The organism is Citrobacter sp. Cpo221, assembly GCF_030332345.1.
Taxonomy (GTDB): domain Bacteria; phylum Pseudomonadota; class Gammaproteobacteria; order Enterobacterales; family Enterobacteriaceae; genus Citrobacter; species Citrobacter portucalensis.
This window is the reverse complement of record NZ_JAOWIA010000056.1, coordinates 180,451-200,078: the sequence shown is the minus strand read 5'-3', so window position 1 is coordinate 200,078 and position 19,628 is coordinate 180,451. Positions and strand designations below refer to the sequence as shown.

19 protein-coding genes are annotated in these 19,628 nt (G+C 53.7%); 14 read left to right on the top strand and 5 right to left on the bottom strand.

Annotation, left to right across the window (positions count from 1 at the left end; genetic code table 11):
* The first annotated feature begins 14 nt into the window (after positions 1-14).
* The 10 genes from nusA (at position 15) to mtr (ending at position 13,130) form a co-directional block, all read left to right on the top strand.
* On the top strand, positions 15-1,502 hold the full coding sequence (gene nusA, locus OGY72_RS15145) for a transcription termination factor NusA (RefSeq protein WP_003024992.1): 1,488 nt from the start codon (positions 15-17) through the stop codon (positions 1,500-1,502).
* Positions 1,503-1,526: 24 nt separating this feature from the next.
* Positions 1,527-4,217: a translation initiation factor IF-2 gene (infB, locus tag OGY72_RS15140; RefSeq protein ID WP_003828710.1), complete on the top strand. Its 2,691-nt coding sequence runs from the start codon at positions 1,527-1,529 to the stop codon at positions 4,215-4,217.
* 149 nt (positions 4,218-4,366) lie between these two features.
* A complete protein-coding gene (rbfA, locus tag OGY72_RS15135; protein ID WP_003024988.1) occupies positions 4,367-4,771 on the top strand; it encodes a 30S ribosome-binding factor RbfA in 405 nt (134 codons plus the stop codon).
* Complete coding sequence (truB, locus tag OGY72_RS15130; RefSeq protein ID WP_048225707.1) at positions 4,771-5,715, top strand: tRNA pseudouridine(55) synthase TruB; 945 nt, start codon at positions 4,771-4,773, stop codon at positions 5,713-5,715. The genes rbfA and truB overlap by 1 nt, the downstream gene beginning before the upstream one ends.
* Positions 5,716-5,988: 273 nt before the next feature.
* Positions 5,989-6,258, top strand: a complete 270-nt coding sequence (gene rpsO, locus OGY72_RS15125) for a 30S ribosomal protein S15 (protein ID WP_000059465.1) — start codon at positions 5,989-5,991, stop codon at positions 6,256-6,258.
* A gap of 246 nt (positions 6,259-6,504) precedes the next feature.
* The gene (gene pnp / locus OGY72_RS15120; protein WP_008785911.1) at positions 6,505-8,637 is read left to right on the top strand and encodes a polyribonucleotide nucleotidyltransferase; all 2,133 of its coding nucleotides are present in this window, start codon (positions 6,505-6,507) and stop codon (positions 8,635-8,637) included.
* A gap of 109 nt (positions 8,638-8,746) precedes the next feature.
* Positions 8,747-9,631, top strand: a complete 885-nt coding sequence (gene nlpI / locus OGY72_RS15115) for a lipoprotein NlpI (protein ID WP_003024982.1) — start codon at positions 8,747-8,749, stop codon at positions 9,629-9,631.
* A 106-nt stretch (positions 9,632-9,737) separates the two neighbouring features.
* The gene (gene yrbN, locus OGY72_RS15110) at positions 9,738-9,818 is read left to right on the top strand and encodes a protein YrbN (RefSeq protein WP_010723222.1); all 81 of its coding nucleotides are present in this window, start codon (positions 9,738-9,740) and stop codon (positions 9,816-9,818) included.
* Complete coding sequence (locus OGY72_RS15105) at positions 9,811-11,739, top strand: DEAD/DEAH family ATP-dependent RNA helicase (RefSeq protein WP_003828643.1); 1,929 nt, start codon at positions 9,811-9,813, stop codon at positions 11,737-11,739. The genes yrbN and OGY72_RS15105 overlap by 8 nt, the downstream gene beginning before the upstream one ends.
* A 146-nt stretch (positions 11,740-11,885) precedes the next feature.
* Positions 11,886-13,130 carry a tryptophan permease gene (mtr, locus tag OGY72_RS15100; RefSeq protein WP_003828642.1) on the top strand — a complete coding sequence of 415 codons (1,245 nt, stop codon included), beginning with the start codon at positions 11,886-11,888 and terminating at the stop codon, positions 13,128-13,130.
* An 87-nt stretch (positions 13,131-13,217) separates the two neighbouring features.
* Here mtr and OGY72_RS15095 read toward each other — a convergent pair whose 3' ends face one another.
* The 3 genes from OGY72_RS15095 to ubiU all read right to left on the bottom strand — a co-directional run bounded on the left by OGY72_RS15095 (position 13,218) and on the right by ubiU (position 16,286).
* Positions 13,218-14,225, bottom strand: a complete 1,008-nt coding sequence (locus OGY72_RS15095) for a luciferase-like monooxygenase (protein WP_286548164.1) — start codon at positions 14,223-14,225, stop codon at positions 13,218-13,220.
* Positions 14,226-14,403: 178 nt separating this feature from the next.
* Positions 14,404-15,282 carry a U32 family peptidase gene (locus OGY72_RS15090; RefSeq protein WP_412098584.1) on the bottom strand — a complete coding sequence of 293 codons (879 nt, stop codon included), beginning with the start codon at positions 15,280-15,282 and terminating at the stop codon, positions 14,404-14,406.
* Between the two features lie 8 nt (positions 15,283-15,290).
* Positions 15,291-16,286 carry a ubiquinone anaerobic biosynthesis protein UbiU gene (gene ubiU, locus OGY72_RS15085; RefSeq protein ID WP_003024971.1) on the bottom strand — a complete coding sequence of 332 codons (996 nt, stop codon included), beginning with the start codon at positions 16,284-16,286 and terminating at the stop codon, positions 15,291-15,293.
* A 220-nt stretch (positions 16,287-16,506) separates the two neighbouring features.
* On the opposite strand from ubiU, the gene ubiT reads away from it, so the two are divergent.
* Both ubiT and OGY72_RS15075 read left to right on the top strand, forming a co-directional pair.
* Positions 16,507-17,031 (top strand): ubiquinone anaerobic biosynthesis accessory factor UbiT, encoded by a 525-nt coding sequence (gene ubiT / locus OGY72_RS15080; protein WP_003828637.1) that lies wholly within the window; start codon positions 16,507-16,509, stop codon positions 17,029-17,031.
* Entirely contained in the window at positions 17,025-17,528 is a 504-nt protein-coding gene (locus OGY72_RS15075) for a GNAT family N-acetyltransferase (RefSeq protein ID WP_003024966.1), read from the top strand. The genes ubiT and OGY72_RS15075 overlap by 7 nt, the downstream gene beginning before the upstream one ends.
* Here the strand turns inward: OGY72_RS15075 and OGY72_RS15070 are convergent.
* Positions 17,515-17,814 (bottom strand): GIY-YIG nuclease family protein, encoded by a 300-nt coding sequence (locus tag OGY72_RS15070; RefSeq protein WP_003828636.1) that lies wholly within the window; start codon positions 17,812-17,814, stop codon positions 17,515-17,517. The two genes, OGY72_RS15075 and OGY72_RS15070, sit on opposite strands and share 14 nt — an antisense overlap.
* A 52-nt stretch (positions 17,815-17,866) precedes the next feature.
* On the opposite strand from OGY72_RS15070, the gene OGY72_RS15065 reads away from it, so the two are divergent.
* Both OGY72_RS15065 and OGY72_RS15060 read left to right on the top strand, forming a co-directional pair.
* Entirely contained in the window at positions 17,867-18,295 is a 429-nt protein-coding gene (locus OGY72_RS15065; protein WP_003828634.1) for a YhbP family protein, read from the top strand.
* A 37-nt stretch (positions 18,296-18,332) separates the two neighbouring features.
* Positions 18,333-18,968, top strand: a complete 636-nt coding sequence (locus tag OGY72_RS15060) for an NAD(P)H-binding protein (RefSeq protein WP_003828632.1) — start codon at positions 18,333-18,335, stop codon at positions 18,966-18,968.
* Positions 18,969-19,052: 84 nt separating this feature from the next.
* Here OGY72_RS15060 and dolP read toward each other — a convergent pair whose 3' ends face one another.
* On the bottom strand, positions 19,053-19,628 hold the full coding sequence (gene dolP, locus OGY72_RS15055) for a division/outer membrane stress-associated lipid-binding lipoprotein (protein ID WP_003024954.1): 576 nt from the start codon (positions 19,626-19,628) through the stop codon (positions 19,053-19,055).

The following is a 19,628-nucleotide window of genomic DNA, read 5'->3' as shown; positions in this document are numbered from 1 at the left end:
GTGAAAAGCCCGCGATGAACAAAGAAATTTTGGCTGTTGTTGAAGCCGTATCCAACGAAAAAGCGTTGCCACGCGAGAAAATTTTTGAAGCGCTGGAAAGTGCGCTGGCTACAGCAACAAAGAAAAAATATGAGCAAGAGATCGACGTTCGCGTAGAAATCGATCGTAAAAGCGGTGATTTCGATACCTTCCGTCGTTGGGTAATCGTAGAAGAAGTTACTCAGCCGACCAAAGAAATTACGCTGGAAGCGGCACGCTTCGAAGACGAAAGTCTGAACGTGGGCGAATATGTTGAAGATCAGATTGAATCTGTCACCTTTGACCGTATCACCACCCAGACCGCGAAGCAGGTTATCGTACAGAAAGTACGTGAAGCTGAACGCGCAATGGTTGTTGATCAGTTCCGCGAACACGAAGGCGAAATCGTCACCGGTGTGGTGAAGAAAGTAAACCGCGACAACATTTCTCTGGATCTGGGCAGTAATGCTGAAGCTGTGATCCTGCGTGAAGACATGCTGCCGCGTGAAAACTTCCGCCCTGGTGACCGTATTCGTGGCGTTCTGTACTCAGTTCGCCCGGAAGCGCGCGGTGCACAGCTGTTCGTAACCCGTTCCAAGCCGGAAATGCTGATTGAGCTGTTCCGCATTGAAGTGCCGGAAATCGGCGAAGAAGTTATCGAAATTAAAGCGGCTGCTCGCGATCCGGGATCGCGTGCGAAAATCGCCGTTAAGACCAACGACAAGCGTATTGATCCGGTCGGCGCCTGTGTTGGTATGCGCGGTGCGCGCGTTCAGGCGGTTTCTACCGAACTGGGCGGCGAGCGTATCGATATCGTCCTGTGGGATGATAACCCGGCGCAGTTCGTGATTAACGCAATGGCACCAGCAGACGTCGCTTCTATCGTGGTGGATGAAGACAAACACACCATGGATATCGCGGTTGAAGCCGGTAACCTGGCTCAGGCGATTGGACGTAATGGTCAGAACGTCCGCCTGGCTTCACAACTGAGCGGTTGGGAACTCAACGTGATGACCGTTGATGACCTGCAAGCGAAGCATCAGGCTGAAGCACATGCAGCCATCGATACCTTCACCAAATATCTCGATATCGATGAAGATTTCGCGACCGTTCTGGTGGAAGAAGGTTTTGCGACGCTGGAAGAACTGGCCTACGTGCCAATGAAAGAACTGCTGGAAATTGACGGCCTGGATGAACAGACCGTTGAAGCGCTGCGCGAGCGTGCTAAAAACGCACTGACCACTCTGGCACTGGCCCAGGAAGAAAGCCTCGGTGATAACAAACCGGCTGACGATCTGCTGAATCTGGAAGGATTGGATCGTGAGATGGCCTTCAAACTGGCGGCCCGTGGTGTTTGTACGCTGGAAGATCTCGCTGAACAGGGCATTGATGATCTGGCTGATATCGAAGGGTTGACCGACGAAAAAGCCGGTGAGCTGATTATGGCTGCCCGTAATATTTGCTGGTTCGGCGACGAAGCGTAATAAACTGTAGCAGGAAGGAACAGTATGACAGATGTAACCGTAAAAACGCTGGCAGCAGAGATACAGACTTCCGTAGATCGCCTGGTACAGCAATTTGCTGATGCCGGTATTCCGAAGTCTGCTGACGACTCTGTGTCCGCACAAGAGAAACAAACCTTACTGGCGCATTTGAACCGTGAAAACGGCTCAGCGCCGGATAAGTTGACATTGCAGCGTAAAACGCGCAGTACTCTCAATATTCCAGGTACCGGTGGAAAAAGCAAATCGGTACAAATCGAAGTCCGCAAGACACGCACCTTTGTGAAACGCGATCCGCAAGAGGCTGAACGCCTTGCCGCGGAAGAGCAGGCGCAGCGTGAAGCGGAAGAGCAAGCCCGTCGTGAGGCAGAAGAAGCTGCCAAACGCGAGGCGCAACAAAAAGCCGAACGTGAGGCCGCAGAACAAGCTAAGCGTGAAGCCGCTGATAAAGCGAAACGTGAAGCTGCGGAAAAAGACAAAGTGAGCAATCAACAGACCGACGATATGACTAAAACCGCCCAGGCCGAAAAAGCCCGCCGTGAAAATGAAGCCGCAGAACTGAAGCGTAAAGCGGAAGAAGAAGCACGTCGCAAGCTTGAAGAAGAAGCGCGCCGCGTAGCGGAAGAAGCTCGCCGTATGGCGGAAGAAAACGAGAAAAATGGTGTGAATAACGCTGAACCTGTCGAAGACACCAGTGATTATCACGTCACCACCTCTCAGCATGCTCGCCAGGCTGAAGACGAGAACGATCGTGAAGTTGAAGGCGGTCGTGGTCGTACTCGCAGCACTAAAGCAGCGCGTCCGGCGAAAAAAGGTAACAAACACGCTGAATCTAAAGCTGACCGTGAAGAAGCACGTGCAGCGGTTCGCGGCGGTAAAGGCGGTAAGCAGCGTAAAGGTTCCGCTCTGCAGCAGGGCTTCCAGAAGCCAGCTCAGGCCGTTAACCGTGACGTTGTGATCGGCGAAACCATCACCGTTGGCGATCTGGCGAACAAGATGGCGGTCAAAGGCTCTCAGGTCATCAAAGCGATGATGAAACTGGGCGCAATGGCGACCATCAACCAGGTCATCGACCAGGAAACCGCACAGCTGGTTGCCGAAGAGATGGGCCACAAAGTTATCCTGCGTCGTGAAAACGAGCTGGAAGAAGCAGTAATGAGCGACCGTGACACCGGCGCTGCGGCTGAACCGCGCGCACCGGTAGTGACCATCATGGGTCACGTTGACCACGGTAAAACGTCTCTGCTGGACTACATTCGTTCAACGAAAGTGGCCTCTGGCGAAGCGGGCGGCATTACTCAGCACATCGGTGCGTACCACGTTGAAACTGACAACGGTATGATCACCTTCCTGGACACCCCGGGTCACGCCGCGTTTACCTCCATGCGTGCTCGTGGTGCTCAGGCAACGGATATCGTTGTTCTGGTTGTTGCAGCAGACGACGGCGTGATGCCGCAGACTATCGAAGCTATCCAGCACGCGAAAGCGGCAGGTGTGCCGGTAGTTGTTGCAGTCAACAAAATCGATAAACCGGAAGCGGATCCAGATCGCGTTAAAAACGAACTGTCCCAGTACGGCATCATGCCGGAAGAGTGGGGCGGCGAGAGCCAGTTCGTTCACGTTTCTGCGAAAGCGGGTACCGGTATCGACGAACTGCTGGATGCTATCCTGCTGCAGGCCGAAGTACTGGAACTGAAAGCTGTGCGTAAAGGTATGGCGAGCGGTGCGGTTATCGAATCCTTCCTGGATAAAGGTCGTGGCCCGGTTGCTACCGTCCTGGTTCGCGAAGGTACCCTGAACAAGGGTGATATCGTTCTGTGTGGTTTCGAATACGGCCGCGTTCGTGCGATGCGTAACGAACTGGGTCAGGAAGTACTGGAAGCAGGTCCGTCCATTCCGGTGGAAATCCTCGGTCTGTCCGGTGTTCCGGCTGCGGGTGACGAAGTTACTGTTGTTCGTGACGAGAAGAAAGCGCGTGAAGTTGCACTGTACCGTCAGGGCAAATTCCGTGAAGTTAAACTGGCTCGTCAGCAGAAATCTAAACTTGAGAACATGTTCGCCAACATGACCGAAGGCGAAGTTCACGAAGTGAACATCGTGCTGAAGGCTGACGTACAGGGTTCTGTAGAAGCGATTTCCGACTCTTTACTGAAACTGTCTACCGACGAAGTAAAAGTGAAGATCATCGGTTCTGGCGTAGGTGGTATCACCGAAACCGACGCGACCCTGGCTGCGGCATCCAACGCGATTCTGGTTGGCTTCAACGTACGTGCTGATGCCTCTGCACGTAAAGTTATCGAATCAGAAAGCCTGGATCTGCGTTACTACTCCGTCATCTATCATCTGATCGACGAAGTGAAAGCTGCGATGAGCGGCATGCTGTCTCCGGAGCTGAAACAGCAGATCATTGGTCTGGCTGAAGTTCGTGATGTGTTCAAATCACCGAAATTCGGCGCTATCGCAGGCTGTATGGTTACCGAAGGCACGATTAAACGTCACAACCCAATCCGCGTACTGCGCGACAACGTGGTTATCTATGAAGGCGAGCTGGAATCCCTGCGCCGCTTCAAAGATGACGTTAACGAAGTCCGCAACGGTATGGAATGTGGTATCGGCGTTAAGAACTACAACGACGTTCGCGTTGGCGATATGATCGAAGTGTTCGAGATCATCGAGATCAAACGTACAATTGCTTAAGGTTGTTTGGGTGTAGGCCGGATAAGGCGTTTACGCCGACATCCGGCAATGTAATGCCTGATGGCTCTACGCTTATCAGGCCTACAGCCTAATCACCGAATTATTTTCAAAAGGGGCTGAATGCCCCTTTTTTGTCTGGAGAATTTATTATGGCGAAAGAATTTGGTCGCCCACAGCGTGTCGCGCAGGAGATGCAGAAAGAAATCGCACTCATCCTGCAACGCGAAATCAAAGACCCGCGTGTTGGCATGATGACCACCGTATCGGGTGTTGAGATGTCCCGTGATCTGGCATATGCCAAAGTATTCGTGACTTTCCTCAACGATCAGGACGAAGCTGCTGTGAAAAACGGCATTAAGGCACTGCAGGAAGCCTCTGGTTTTATCCGTTCTCTGCTGGGTAAAGCAATGCGTCTGCGTATCGTGCCTGAGCTGACTTTCTTCTACGACAACTCGTTGGTTGAAGGGATGCGCATGTCCAACCTGGTGACCAGCGTGGTGAAACATGACGATGAGCGTCGTGTGAACCCAGCGGACGACAGCAAGGAGGACTGATGAGTCGTCCTCGTCGTCGTGGTCGCGATATTCACGGTGTCCTGCTGCTGGATAAGCCGCAGGGCATGTCCAGCAATGACGTGCTGCAAAAAGTAAAGCGCATCTACAATGCCAACCGCGCGGGACATACCGGCGCGTTGGATCCGCTGGCGACAGGTATGCTGCCTATCTGCCTCGGTGAAGCGACAAAGTTTTCACAGTATTTGCTGGATTCTGACAAACGCTATCGCGTGGTTGCCCGTCTGGGCCAGCGTACTGACACTTCCGATGCCGATGGGCAGATCGTGCAGGAGCGTCCGGTAACCTTCACCGCAGAACAACTGGCGAGCGCGCTGGAGACTTTCCGCGGCGATATCGAGCAGATTCCGTCGATGTATTCGGCGCTGAAGTATCAGGGTAAGAAGCTGTACGAATATGCGCGTCAGGGCATTGAAGTGCCGCGTGAAGCGCGCCCGATTACCGTCTATGAGCTGCTGTTTATCCGTCACGAAGGTAACGAACTGGAGCTGGAAGTTCACTGCTCCAAAGGCACCTATATTCGTACCATCGTTGACGATCTCGGTGAGAAGCTGGGCTGCGGCGCGCACGTAACGTATCTGCGTCGTTTGACGGTCAGCAAGTATCCGGTGGATCGTATGGTCACGCTGGAACACCTGCGTGAGCTGGTCGAACAGGCAGAACAGCAGAACATTCCGGCGGCTCAGCTGCTTGATCCTTTGCTGATGCCAATGGATAGTCCGGCATCGGACTATCCTGTTGTTAATTTGCCTTTAACATCGTCGGTTTACTTTAAAAATGGTAATCCGGTACGGACGACAGGCGCCCCGCTGGAAGGGCTGGTACGCGTGACGGAAGGTGATGACGACAAGTTTATTGGCATGGGGGAGATGGACGATGAAGGTCGTGTCGCCCCCCGCCGCCTGGTGGTTGAGTATCCTGCATAGCGCTCTCTGTCTTGCGATAAAAGGGCGCTGCGAGTAGAATACTGCCGCTTAACGTCGCGTGAATTGTTTAACAATCTGCGTGGCGTATACACAAAATCATTCGAGCTGCATCAAGGCGGCAAGTCTGAGGATCCTCAGGAGCTTACTTAGGTAAGTGACTGAGGTGAGCGGACGCAGCCAACGCAGAGTCAGTTTGAAGGATAAAGTGTATACACTGGGATAGCTGAATTAGAGATCGGCATCCTTTCATTCTTATCACTTTGGAGTTTTAAAATGTCTCTAAGTACTGAAGCTACCGCTAAAATCGTTTCTGAGTTTGGTCGTGATGCAAACGACACCGGTTCTACCGATGTTCAGGTTGCTCTGTTGACTGCACAGATTAACCACCTGCAGGGCCACTTTGCAGAGCACAAAAAAGATCACCACAGCCGTCGTGGTCTGCTGCGCATGGTTTCTCAGCGTCGTAAACTGCTCGACTACCTGAAACGTAAAGATGTTGCACGTTACACCGCGCTGATCGAGCGTCTGGGCCTGCGTCGCTAATTCTTTCGAGTTTCAGAAAGAGGGGGCCTTCATGGCCCCTTTTTTCCAGCAGATGGCAGCAATTCGCTGGAAACTAATGTATTGTTGCTATGAATGATCTTCCGTTGCAGAGGTTCGCGCGGCTAATGAGAGGCTTTACTCATGCTTATGGGTTAGGGTTGTCATTAGTCGCGAGGATGCGCAGAAGATCGGGTATTAACGATGGCGCAAAAATGTGCCGTCAAAAAATAGAGAAAGGATATTATTTTGCTTAATCCGATCGTTCGTAAATTCCAGTACGGTCAGCATACCGTTACGCTGGAAACCGGCATGATGGCGCGTCAGGCGACTGCCGCTGTTATGGTTAGCATGGATGACACCGCGGTATTCGTTACCGTTGTTGGTCAGAAAAAAGCGAAACCAGGCCAGGACTTTTTCCCGCTGACCGTTAACTATCAGGAGCGTACCTACGCTGCTGGCCGTATCCCGGGTAGCTTCTTCCGTCGTGAAGGCCGTCCGAGCGAAGGCGAAACCCTGATCGCGCGTCTGATTGACCGCCCGGTTCGCCCGCTGTTCCCGGAAGGCTTCGTTAACGAAGTTCAGGTTATCGCGACCGTTGTTTCCGTTAACCCGCAGGTTAACCCGGACATCGTGGCAATGATTGGTGCATCTGCTGCGCTGACTCTGTCTGGTATCCCATTCAACGGCCCGATCGGTGCTGCACGTGTTGGTTACATCAATGACCAGTACGTACTGAACCCGACTCAGGACGAACTGAAAGAAAGCAAGCTGGACCTGGTTGTTGCAGGTACTGAAGCAGCCGTACTGATGGTTGAATCCGAAGCTGAACTGCTGAGCGAAGACCAGATGCTGGGCGCTGTTGTGTTCGGTCACGAACAGCAGCAGGTTGTGATTCAGGCGATCAACGAGCTGGCGAAAGAAGCTGGCAAACCGCGTTGGGACTGGCAGCCAGAAGCCGTCAACGAAGCGCTGAACGCACGCGTTGCCGCACTGGCAGAAGCTCGCTTGAGCGATGCTTACCGTATCACTGACAAACAAGAGCGTTATGCTCAGGTTGACGTGATCAAATCTGAAACCATCGCGACTCTGGTGGCTGAAGACGAAACCCTGGACGCTAACGAACTGGGTGAAATCCTGCACGCTATCGAGAAAAACGTTGTTCGTAGCCGCGTACTGGCAGGCGAGCCGCGCATCGATGGCCGTGAAAAAGACATGATCCGTGGCCTGGACGTGCGTACTGGCGTTCTGCCGCGTACCCACGGTTCCGCACTGTTCACCCGTGGCGAAACTCAGGCGCTGGTTACTGCGACCCTGGGCACCACGCGTGATGCGCAGAACCTCGACGAACTGATGGGCGAGCGTACTGACAACTTCCTGTTCCACTACAACTTCCCTCCGTACTGCGTAGGTGAAACCGGTATGGTCGGTTCTCCGAAGCGTCGTGAGATTGGTCACGGCCGTCTGGCGAAGCGTGGCGTACTGGCAGTAATGCCGGAACTGGATAAATTCCCGTACACCGTGCGTGTGGTTTCTGAAATCACCGAATCTAACGGTTCTTCTTCCATGGCTTCCGTATGTGGTGCTTCCCTGGCGCTGATGGACGCAGGTGTGCCGATCAAAGCCGCCGTTGCGGGTATCGCGATGGGTCTGGTGAAAGAAGGCGACAACTTTGTTGTTCTGTCTGACATCCTGGGCGACGAAGACCACCTGGGCGATATGGACTTCAAAGTGGCGGGTTCCCGCGACGGTATCTCTGCACTGCAGATGGATATCAAAATTGAAGGTATCACCAAAGAAATCATGCAGGTTGCTCTGAACCAGGCTAAAGGTGCGCGTCTGCACATCCTGGGTGTGATGGAACAAGCGATCAACGCTCCGCGCGGCGACATTTCTCAGTTCGCTCCGCGTATCCACACCATCAAGATCAGCCCGGACAAGATCAAAGATGTTATCGGTAAAGGCGGTTCTGTTATCCGTGCTCTGACCGAAGAAACCGGCACCACCATTGAAATCGAAGATGATGGTACCGTGAAGATTGCTGCGACCGACGGTGAGAAAGCGAAATATGCTATCCGTCGTATCGAAGAGATCACCGCAGAGATCGAAGTTGGCCGTATCTACAATGGTAAAGTGACCCGTATCGTTGACTTTGGCGCGTTCGTTGCCATCGGTGGCGGTAAAGAAGGTCTGGTACACATCTCTCAGATCGCTGACAAGCGCGTAGAGAAAGTGACCGACTACCTGCAGATGGGCCAGGAAGTACCGGTCAAAGTTCTGGAAGTTGATCGCCAGGGCCGTGTACGTCTGAGCATTAAAGAAGCAACTGAGCAGTCTCAGCCTGCAGGCGAACCGGAAGCTCCGGCAAGCCAGGGCGAGTAAGGTTGCCATTGCCCTCCGTGAAAGCGGAGGGCCTTTAACCCGGCAGGATGCCTTGTTAGCAACCGGGGAACCTGGACGTTCATTCAATCGTTGTCTTCGGGAGTGGGAAATGAAGCCTTTTTTGCGCTGGTGTTTCGTTGCGACAGCACTCACGCTGGCTGGATGCAGTAATTCCGCCTGGCGAAAGAGTGAAGTCCTCGCAGTACCATTGCAACCGACTTTGCAGCAGGAAGTGATTCTGGCACGTATGGAACAAATTCTTGCCAGTCGGGCTTTAACCGATGACGAACGCGCACAGCTTTTATATGAGCGCGGAGTGTTGTATGATAGTCTCGGTCTGAGGGCACTGGCGCGAAATGATTTTTCACAAGCGCTGGCAATCCGACCAGATATGCCTGAAGTATTCAATTACTTAGGTATATATTTAACGCAGGCAGGCAATTTTGATGCTGCCTATGAAGCGTTTGATTCTGTACTTGAGCTTGATCCAACTTACAACTACGCGCACTTAAATCGCGGTATCGCATTGTATTACGGCGGTCGCGACAAGTTAGCGCAAGATGATCTGCTAGCGTTTTATCAAGACGATCCCAATGATCCTTTCCGTAGTCTGTGGCTTTATCTTGCCGAGCAGAAGCTCGATGAGAAGCAGGCTAAAGAAGCGTTGAAACAACGCTTTGAGAAATCGGATAAAGAGCAATGGGGATGGAACATTGTCGAGTTCTACCTGGGCAACATTAGCGAAGCAACGCTGATGGAACGCCTGAAGGCGGACGCAACGGATAACACCTCGCTCGCTGAGCATCTCAGTGAAACCAACTTCTATTTAGGTAAGTACTACCTAAGTCTGGGGGATTTGGACAACGCTACGGCATTGTTCAAACTGGCGGTGGCTAACAACGTTCATAACTTTGTTGAGCACCGATACGCATTGTTGGAATTATCGCTCCTGGGCCAGGACCAAGATGACCTGGCAGAATCGGACCAGCAATAGCTGACGTACACATCAGCCCGTAATCTTTTTTGATTGCCATCACCTTCACGGGTGAGGGCGTTGTTGTTCGTTAATACACCTACTTTGAGCCGGTTCACACTTTTCAATGAAAATTGCAGATCAATTTCATGATGAGTTATGTAGACTGGCCGCCATTAATTTTGAGGCACACGTACTACATGGCTGAATTCGAAACCACTTTTGCAGATCTGGGCCTGAAGGCTCCTATCCTTGAAGCCCTTAACGATCTGGGTTACGAAAAACCATCTCCAATCCAGGCAGAGTGCATTCCGCATCTGCTGGGCGGCCGCGATGTTCTGGGTATGGCCCAGACAGGTAGCGGCAAAACTGCAGCGTTCTCTTTACCGCTGCTCAACAATCTTGATCCTGAGCTGAAGGCACCTCAGATTCTGGTGCTGGCACCGACCCGCGAACTGGCGGTTCAGGTAGCAGAAGCCATGACGGATTTCTCTAAACACATGCGCGGCGTGAACGTGGTTGCCCTGTACGGCGGCCAGCGTTATGACGTGCAATTACGTGCCCTGCGTCAGGGGCCACAGATCGTCGTCGGTACGCCGGGCCGTCTGCTGGATCACCTGAAGCGCGGTACTCTGGACCTCTCCAAACTGAGCGGTCTGGTACTGGACGAAGCTGACGAAATGCTGCGTATGGGCTTCATCGAAGACGTTGAAACCATCATGGCGCAGATCCCGGAAGGTCATCAGACCGCTCTGTTCTCTGCAACCATGCCGGAAGCGATTCGTCGTATTACCCGCCGCTTTATGAAAGAGCCGCAGGAAGTACGTATTCAGTCCAGTGTTACTACCCGTCCTGACATCAGCCAGAGCTACTGGACTGTGTGGGGCATGCGTAAAAATGAAGCGCTGGTGCGTTTCCTGGAAGCAGAAGACTTTGATGCGGCGATTATCTTCGTTCGCACCAAAAATGCGACCCTGGAAGTAGCAGAAGCGCTGGAGCGTAGCGGTTATAGCAGCGCTGCACTGAACGGCGACATGAACCAGTCCCTGCGTGAGCAGACTCTGGAGCGTCTGAAAGATGGTCGTCTGGATATTCTGATTGCCACCGACGTTGCGGCCCGTGGCCTGGACGTTGAGCGTATCAGCCTGGTTGTCAACTACGACATCCCGATGGATTCCGAGTCTTACGTTCACCGTATCGGCCGTACCGGTCGTGCGGGTCGTGCGGGTCGTGCGCTGCTGTTCGTTGAGAACCGCGAGCGTCGTCTGCTGCGTAACATCGAACGCACCATGAAGCTGACTATTCCGGAAGTAGAACTGCCGAACGCAGATCTGCTGGGCAAACGCCGTCTGGAAAAATTCGCCGCTAAAGTACAGCAGCAGCTGGAAAGTAGCGATCTGGATCAGTACCGTGCTCTGCTGGCGAAAATGCAGCCGGAAGAAGAGCTGGATATCGAAACGCTGGCAGCTGCACTGCTGAAAATGGCTCAGGGCGAACGTCCTCTGATCCTGCCGCCAGATGCGCCGATGCGTCCGAAACGCGAATTCCGCGACCGTGATGACCGTGGTCCGCGTGACCGCAACGATCGTGGCCCTCGTGACCGTAATGACCGTGGTGGTGAAGACCGTCCGCGTCGTGAACGTCGTGACGTTGGTGACATGCAGCTGTACCGCATTGAAGTGGGCCGTGATGACGGTGTTGAAGTTCGTCATATCGTTGGTGCGATTGCTAACGAAGGTGATATCAGCAGCCGTTACATCGGTAACATCAAGCTGTTTGCTTCCCACTCCACCATCGAACTGCCGAAAGGTATGCCGGGCGACGTGCTGCAGCACTTTACCCGTACTCGCATCCTGAACAAGCCGATGAACATGCAGCTGGTTGGCGATGCAGTTCCGCACACCGGTGGTGAGCGTCGTGGCGGTGGTCGTTTCAGCGGTGAGCGTCGTGAAGGCGGTCGCGGTGAAGGTCGTAACTTTAGCGGTGAACGTCGTGAAGGCGGTCGTGGCGATGGTCGTCGTTTCAGCGGCGAACGTCGTGAAGGCAACCGTGGTCCGCGTCGTGACGATTCTTCTGCTCCGCGCCGTGATGACTCTGCTGGTCGTCGTCGTTTCGGCGGTGATGCATAAGCCTTTTAGCTTTATAGCTGTAAAGTAAAATATACGGCCCCGATCTCAACAATCGGGGCTTTTTTTATTTCAATTGTACTCGTGTACTGGTACAGTGCAGCACATTGAGATGTAGTCACAAGATAAATGACTGGAGAGATGGCTAAATGGCAACACTAACCACCACCCAAACGTCACCTTCGCTGCTCGGCGGCGTGGTGATCATCGGCGGCACCATTATTGGCGCGGGGATGTTTTCTCTGCCAGTGGTCATGTCCGGGGCGTGGTTCTTCTGGTCAATGGCGGCGCTGATCTTTACCTGGTTCTGCATGCTGCACTCCGGGCTGATGATCCTTGAAGCTAACCTCAATTACCGCATTGGCTCCAGTTTTGACACCATCACGAAAGATCTGCTGGGCAAAGGCTGGAACGTGGTGAACGGCATCTCGATTGCTTTCGTTCTCTATATTCTGACCTACGCGTATATCTCGGCGAGCGGATCAATCCTGCACCACACCTTCTCGGAGATGTCGTTGAACGTTCCTGCACGTGCGGCAGGTCTTGGTTTTGCGCTGCTGGTGGCGTTTGTGGTGTGGTTAAGCACCAAAGCGGTGAGCCGCATGACGGCGATTGTGCTGGGTGCGAAGGTAATTACCTTTTTCCTGACTTTCGGCAGTTTATTAGGGCACGTTCAGCCCACAACGTTGTTTAACGTGGCGGAAAGCAACGCTTCGTATACGCCGTACCTGCTGATGACGCTGCCGTTCTGTCTGGCCTCATTCGGCTATCACGGCAATGTCCCGAGCCTGATGAAGTACTACGGCAAAGATCCGAAGACCATCGTTAAGTGTCTGGTTTACGGCACGCTGCTGGCGCTGGTGCTGTATACCGTGTGGTTACTGGGGACGATGGGTAATATCCCGCGTCCGGAATTTATTGGTATTGCACAGCAAGGCGGTAACATTGATGTGCTGGTACAGGCGCTGAGCGGTGTGTTAAATAGCCGCAGTCTGGATCTGCTGCTGGTGGTGTTCTCCAACTTTGCGGTGGCGAGTTCATTCCTCGGTGTTACGCTCGGTCTGTTTGACTATCTGGCGGATCTGTTTGGCTTTGATGACTCGGCAATGGGACGTTTCAAAACGGCATTGCTGACGTTTGTCCCGCCAATTATCGGTGGCTTGCTATGGCCGAACGGTTTCCTGTACGCCATTGGCTATGCAGGACTCGCGGCAACCATCTGGGCCGCCATTGTTCCGGCGCTGCTGGCCCGTAAATCTCGCGAGCGTTTCGGTAGCCCGAAATTCCGTGTCTGGGGCGGTAAGCCGATGATTGCGCTGATCCTGGTATTCGGTATCGGCAACGCGGTTATCCATATTCTCTCGAGCGTTAATTTGTTACCGGTTTATCAGTAAAACCGTTGCCCGGTGGCGCTACGCTTACCGGGCCTACATCACCGTGTAGGCCGGATAAGGCGTAGCCGCCATCCGGCACAAATAGTACTATCCCAACAATTCCTGCTTCACATCCATCGCCAAATCAAACGAATGTAGACGTGCCTGATGATCAAAAATCTGGCCGTTAACCATAATCTCATCGGCCTGGGTTTCACGCAAAATGGCGTCGAGACCATGTCGCACTTTTACCTTATCACCGACCAGCGACATGCTCAGCGCCTGTTGTACGCCGTACTGCTCAGAAGCGGACCACAGCTGATGCATATTCTCTACCGGCGGCGGTAGCTGGCCGGTTTCGCCACGACGCAGCTTCATAAATGCCTGCTGCATCGAGGTGAAAAGAAATTCGGCATCGCGATTGCTGTCGGCGGCAATAATGTTGATGCACACCATCGCATACGGTTTTGCCAGACGCGCTGAGGGCTTGAATTGGCTGCGATACAGATGCAGTGCCTGGTGCAGCATATCCGGAGCAAAGTGCGAGGCGAAGGCAAACGGCAGACCAAGCTGGGCCGCCAGTTGTGCGCTGTACAGGCTGGAGCCTAATAACCAGACGGGGATCTGCTCGCCGTAGCCGGGAACCGGACGTACATGGGGGTTAGGATCGCGGGCGTCGAACCAGTCCACCAGTTCAGCGACGTCGCGTGGGAAGTTATCGATATCACCGCTCATATGGCGGCGCAGTGCGCGCATGGTTGGCTGATCGCTGCCCGGTGCGCGACCAAGCCCGAGATCGATTCGTCCCGGATACAGCGTATTCAGGGTACCGAACTGCTCGGCGATCACCAGCGGCGAATGGTTAGGCAGCATCACGCCGCCAGACCCGAGATGCAGCGTGGTGGTATTAGCAGCCAGATAACCAATCAGCACTGAGGTAGCGGCGCTGGCGATGCCGGTCATGTTGTGATGTTCCGCCAGCCAATAGCGGTGGTAACCGCGTTTTTCGGCCAGTTGAGCGAGATCAAGCGAGTGTGTGAAGGCCTCTTTTGCCGAGGATCCTTCAGGGATCGGCGCCAGATCCAGCACCGAGAACGGAATAGTTTTGTCAGTCATAACGGCTCACTTTGTTACCGGTTAATCTTTTAATACTGCATTAAAGATTAGCGAATGTTGTTAACAAAGTGAGCTTTATACGGCGGGTACCGAATATAACATGCCCGATGGCGCTGCGCTTATCGGACCTACGGGATCGCTATTTGTAGGCCCGATAAGGCATTTATGCCGTATCCGGCTAGTCCTGCAGCTCCAGTCCAGCCAGTCGCTTCCAGTAGCCGTTACAGTCACTGTGGGCAGCAAGCGGTAATGGGGCACTGCCATTTTCATTGGCGCGGAAGGCGTCGAGCATGGCGAATGTTTCAGTGCCTGAAGGGGACAGACGCACAATATCAACCAGCCCCTGCATCGATGTCAGTTCGTTGCCGAGGTTGTAAACATAGCCGCTCATGGTCTGGATCCCGTTGAGGACAAAGACCTGCTGATTCTCCTGCGACAGCACATTGCGCCCGTTCGGATATTTTATGCAGCAGGTTTCACACTCGTCTTTTGGACGGTCTTCAGAGCGTGCGGTAAAGCAGCGGGCAGAGTACGCCAGCGGCAGATGCCCGTAGCTCAGCACCTCAACTTCAAACTGATTGCGAATACCCAGCTCATCACACTGGTTGAGCAGGTTTGCCAGCCAGTCGCGGGAAAGCTCTACCGGCATACACCAGCGCACCATGCCTTGTTTGAGCAGCATACGCAGGGTAACTGCGTTGTAGCAGTTGAGCGCATGCCCGGCGACAAACGGCAGCTTACGCTCGGCGCACATGTTTACCACCCCGAGATCGCTGGCTTCCAGCAGGAAGTCACCGTTTTCGACATAGCGCTTCAGCTCTCCCAGTTCAGAAGAGGCCTGCACCAGCGCCAGTGTTGACAGCACAACTTGTTTACCGCTGCCAGCGAGCGATTTCGCCATATCGAGCCAGTCGCCCACTTTGGTGGCGCGGCGTTTACTGCATACCGCTTCACCAAGATAGATAACGTCGGCCTGGCTTACGGCAGCCTGCTGATAAAAATCTTCCAGCGTTTCTTTCGGCCAGTACCACAGCACCGGCCCTAAGGAATATTTCATTGCTTCTCTCACTGCCATTTACGGTGATACGCGCCAAGCGTGGTCTGTGTGCCTTCGGACATTGAACCGAGCGTTTCCATCCACGCGGCCTGCGGGACGTAGTTTTGCGGGTCGGCCATACAGCGGTCGATCGCCTGACGCCACACTTTCGCCACCTGACTGACATAGGCCGGGCTGCGCTGACGTCCTTCGATTTTCACCGAGGCAATATTGGCTGCCAGTAGTTCCGGCAGCAGCTCCAGCGTGTTCAGGCTGGTGGGTTCTTCCAGCGCATGGTAACGCTCGCCGTCAACCAGATAGCGGCCTTTGCATAGCGTCGGATAACCGGCGTTTTCCCCGTCCTGATAGCGGTCGATCAGCACTTCATTCAGACGGGATTCCAGCCCTTGTTGGGTCTGCTGCCAGCGAACAAAACGCGCGGGAGAGCAGGCGCCAACCGTGTTAGGCGATTCACCCGTCAGGTAGGATGAAAGATAACACCGGCCTTCCGCCATAATGCACAGGCTACCGAAGGCGAACACTTCCAGGGGAACTGGCGTGACGCGAGCGAGCTGCTTCACCTGATGAATAGACAGCACGCGCGGCAGCACCACGCGGGCGACGTCAAAGTTGCGATGATAGAAATTAATTGCCTCTTCATTGGTTGCAGATGCCTGAACAGAGACATGGCGCTCAATATGCGGGTAGCGCTCTGCGGCATACTCAAGCATGGCGAGGTCGGCAAGGATCAGCGCATCTGCACCGAGTTGTGCTGCCATATCCACGGCACGTTGCCAGCGCGCGTAACCATCCGGGTGCGCAAAGGTGTTAATCGCAATGTGCAGCTTACGGCGGTGCTGATGGACAAAACTCACCGCTTCCTGCAATTTTTTCTCGGTAAAATTAAGGCCGGCGAAATGACGGGCGTTGGTATCATCTTTCAGCCCGATGTAGACAGCATCAGCGCCGTTCTCGATGGCCGCCTTAAGCGCCGGTAGGTTTCCGGCAGGGCAGAGCAGCTCCATAATTTATCCTGAACGTTGCGCCGTGATGGGCGCAGAAATGTTAACGAATGGGGATTTTAGTTAACCTTGCTGAGACAATTTTTGATTTGAGGCAGTTAAAGTCGTATTGGTGACACCAATAAAGAGGTAACAATTTCGCATCGAATTGTTGATTTATGCCGCTATGTCGTTTATTTGATATGGCAAAATAGCAGGACTATTGAAACAGGGAGTAAAGCTCGTGTTGGATAAACTGCGTTCACGCTTAGTACAATTTGGTCCTTCTCTGATGAGTGTACCAGTTAAACTGACGCCCTTTGCGCTGAAGCGCCAGGTTCTGGAGCAGGTCCTGAGCTGGCAGTTTAGTCAGGCGCTGGCCGATGGGGAGCTGGAGTTTCTCGAAGGTCGCTGGCTGAGCATTCATGTGCGTGACATTGACCTCAAATGGTATACCTCTGTTGAGAACGATAAACTTATCGTCAGCCAGAATGCAGATGCGGATGTGAGTTTTAGCGCCGATGCCAGCGATCTGCTGATGATCGTGGCCCGCAAGCAGGATCCGGATACGCTTTTCTTCCAGCGTCGTCTGGTGATTGAAGGTGATACAGAATTAGGGCTATACGTAAAAAATCTGATGGATGCCATCGAACTGGAGCAGATGCCTAAAGCGTTGCGCGTCATGCTGATGCAGTTGGCAGATTTTGTTGAGGCGGGGATGAAAACGTCGCCAGAAACCAAACAGACCTCGGTAGGTGAGCCATGCTGATTCGAGTTGAAATTCCCATTGATGCCCCTGGTATTGATGCGCTGCTGCGCCGTTCATTTGAGAGTGATGCGGAAGCGAAATTAGTGCACGACCTGCGTGAAGATGGTTTCTTAACGCTGGGTCTGGTTGCTACCGATGACGAAGGTCAGGTAGTGGGTTACGTCGCGTTCAGCCCAGTCGATGTTCAGGGTGAAGATCTGCAATGGGTCGGCATGGCGCCGCTCGCGGTGGATGAAAACTACCGGGGGCAGGGCCTGGCGCGTCAGCTGGTCTATGAAGGACTCGATTCACTGAACGAGTTTGGCTACGCAGCTGTGGTTACGCTGGGGGATCCGGCCCTGTACAGCCGCTTTGGCTTTGAGCTGGCGGCCCATCATGATCTGCGTTGCCGCTGGCCGGGCACCGAAAGCGCGTTCCAGGTTCATCGCCTGGCGGACGATGCGCTGGAAGGCGTGACGGGCCTTGTGGAATACCACGACCACTTCAATCGTTTTTAAGCTCCGGGGTTTGCAGGCTGCTCAGTAGCGCCTCAAGCCCTTCGCCTTCGACAAGGCGCTCTTTCTGCCGCTTGGTGAGCTGTTTGACGCGATACTCTATGCGCAGGGCCAGTGAACGGTCGCCAACCTGCGCCGCAAATGCCAACGTGAGTTCCCCCTTTCCGCGTAGCGCCTTCGCGCCTTTCCCACTTTGATGCTGCTTATAGCGGCGCTGCACATCGGTGGTTATTCCGGTGTATAAGGCGTTGTCTGCGGTACGGATCAGGTACAGATACCAGGGTGTCATTGTCACCATCGACGTGATAATTTTCAGGCCTACAGTATAAAAGAGAACAGAAATGGAAACACTGACTGCGGTGTCTCGCTGGCTGGCAAAACAGCACGTCGTGACCTGGTGCGTACACCATGAAGGTGAATTGTGGTGCGCCAATGCGTTTTACCTGTTTGATGCGCAGAAGATGGTGTTCTATGTGCTGACTGAAGAGAAAACGCGTCATGCGCAGATGTCCGGACCCCGCGCGCCGATTGCCGGTACAGTAAACGGTCAGCCTAAAACCGTCGCTCTGATTCGTGGCGTACAGTTTAAAGGGGAAATCCGGCGTCTTGAGGGGCAGGAGAGCGAAGACGCGCGTAAAGCCTACAACCGCCGTTTCCCCGTTGCCAGAATGCTGCCAGCGCCCGTATGGGAGATTCGACTGGATGAAGTCAAATTTACGGACAACACGCTGGGCTTCGGTAAAAAGATGCACTGGCTGCGTGATCTATAGTTAGAAGAGTGATTGAAGACCCTGGGGAAGATAAGCGATGAGTCAGGTGTTAATAACAGGTGCCACGGGGCTGGTGGGCGGACATTTGCTGCGTATGCTGCTCAATGAACCCCGGGTCAATGCCATCACGGCACCAACGCGTCGACCGCTGGCTGATACGGTTGGTATCTATAACCCCCATGATCCGCAGCTAACCGATGCTCTGGCGCAGGTCACCGATCCGGTCGATATTGTCTTTTGTTGTTTGGGGACTACCCGGCGTGAAGCGGGCAGCAAAGAGGCGTTTATCCATGCTGACTATACGCTGGTGGTAGATACGGCCCTGACGGGACGTAGGTTAGGCGCCCAGCATATGCTGGTAGTGAGTTCGATGGGTGCCAATGCGAATTCACCGTTTTTTTATAATCGGGTGAAAGGTGAAATGGAGCAGGCGCTGATCGCGCAGAATTGGCCACGGCTGACGATTGTCCGGCCTTCAATGCTCCTGGGTGATAGGGACAAGCAGCGGACGAATGAGATGTTTTTAGCGCCGTTGTTCAGGCTGCTGCCGGGTAACTGGAAGTCGATTGAAGCGCGCGATGTTGCTCGGGCAATGCTGGCAGAAGCGCTGGCGCCTGGGCATGAAGGGGTTTCGATCCTGACCTCTTCTGAGCTACGCGAAAGGGCTAAATAAAAAAATGCCGGATGGCGCTGACGCTTATCCGGCCTACAAACGATTACGTTCTATAGGCCGGATAAGATGCCATTTACAGGCGTGTTACTTAATAAACGTAAAGGCTGTCGTGACGCGTTTCACGCCGCTTACCCGGCTGGCGATATCCGCCGCCGCCTTCGCTTCACGCTCGGTCACCAGACCTAACAGGAACACTTCCCCGTTCTCAGTCGTTACTTTCACGTTAGAGGATTTCACCTGATCGCTGGTCAGTAACTGGGAACGTACTTTGGTGGTTATCCAGGTATCGTTGGACGCATCGCCCAGACCAATTGGCTGGCCCTGACGGATCTCATTAAAGACCTCAGTCGTTCCTTCTACACCCATCGCAATCTGTTTTGCCCGCGCAGACAGTTCGCTATTTGGCGACTGACCTACCAGCAGCACTTTACCCTGATAAGCGCTCACGTTGATTCGCGCTTCTTTCTTGATTTGGGCATCTTTCGACAACGCCGTATTGACGCGTAATTCCAGGGTTCCGTCATCTACCTGGGTGCCGACGCTGCGAGGATCCGTCGCGGCTTTAGTCCCGACAGCTGCAGTTCCAACAACGGCGGCAGCGACACAGCCTTGCAGCAGCAGTGCAGCGATAATCACAGCAAGCGGCGAAAATGCCTTCAT

Excerpts from the sequence above, each read along its gene's own strand:
- nlpI (WP_003024982.1), top strand. The coding sequence starts at position 8,747 with ATGAAGCCTTTTTTGCGCTGGTGTTTCGTTGCGACAGCACTCACGCTG.
- mtr (WP_003828642.1), top strand. The coding sequence starts at position 11,886 with ATGGCAACACTAACCACCACCCAAACGTCACCTTCGCTGCTCGGCGGC.
- dolP (WP_003024954.1), bottom strand. The coding sequence starts at position 19,628 with ATGAAGGCATTTTCGCCGCTTGCTGTGATTATCGCTGCACTGCTGCTG.
- infB (WP_003828710.1), top strand. The coding sequence starts at position 1,527 with ATGACAGATGTAACCGTAAAAACGCTGGCAGCAGAGATACAGACTTCC.
- OGY72_RS15070 (WP_003828636.1), bottom strand. The coding sequence starts at position 17,814 with ATGACACCCTGGTATCTGTACCTGATCCGTACCGCAGACAACGCCTTA.
- nusA (WP_003024992.1), top strand. The coding sequence starts at position 15 with ATGAACAAAGAAATTTTGGCTGTTGTTGAAGCCGTATCCAACGAAAAA.
- rpsO (WP_000059465.1), top strand. The coding sequence starts at position 5,989 with ATGTCTCTAAGTACTGAAGCTACCGCTAAAATCGTTTCTGAGTTTGGT.
- OGY72_RS15065 (WP_003828634.1), top strand. The coding sequence starts at position 17,867 with ATGGAAACACTGACTGCGGTGTCTCGCTGGCTGGCAAAACAGCACGTC.
- yrbN (WP_010723222.1), top strand. The coding sequence starts at position 9,738 with ATGAAAATTGCAGATCAATTTCATGATGAGTTATGTAGACTGGCCGCC.
- OGY72_RS15060 (WP_003828632.1), top strand. The coding sequence starts at position 18,333 with ATGAGTCAGGTGTTAATAACAGGTGCCACGGGGCTGGTGGGCGGACAT.
- ubiU (WP_003024971.1), bottom strand. The coding sequence starts at position 16,286 with ATGGAGCTGCTCTGCCCTGCCGGAAACCTACCGGCGCTTAAGGCGGCC.
- OGY72_RS15105 (WP_003828643.1), top strand. The coding sequence starts at position 9,811 with ATGGCTGAATTCGAAACCACTTTTGCAGATCTGGGCCTGAAGGCTCCT.
- OGY72_RS15075 (WP_003024966.1), top strand. The coding sequence starts at position 17,025 with ATGCTGATTCGAGTTGAAATTCCCATTGATGCCCCTGGTATTGATGCG.
- OGY72_RS15095 (WP_286548164.1), bottom strand. The coding sequence starts at position 14,225 with ATGACTGACAAAACTATTCCGTTCTCGGTGCTGGATCTGGCGCCGATC.
- truB (WP_048225707.1), top strand. The coding sequence starts at position 4,771 with ATGAGTCGTCCTCGTCGTCGTGGTCGCGATATTCACGGTGTCCTGCTG.
- rbfA (WP_003024988.1), top strand. The coding sequence starts at position 4,367 with ATGGCGAAAGAATTTGGTCGCCCACAGCGTGTCGCGCAGGAGATGCAG.
- OGY72_RS15090 (WP_412098584.1), bottom strand. The coding sequence starts at position 15,282 with ATGAAATATTCCTTAGGGCCGGTGCTGTGGTACTGGCCGAAAGAAACG.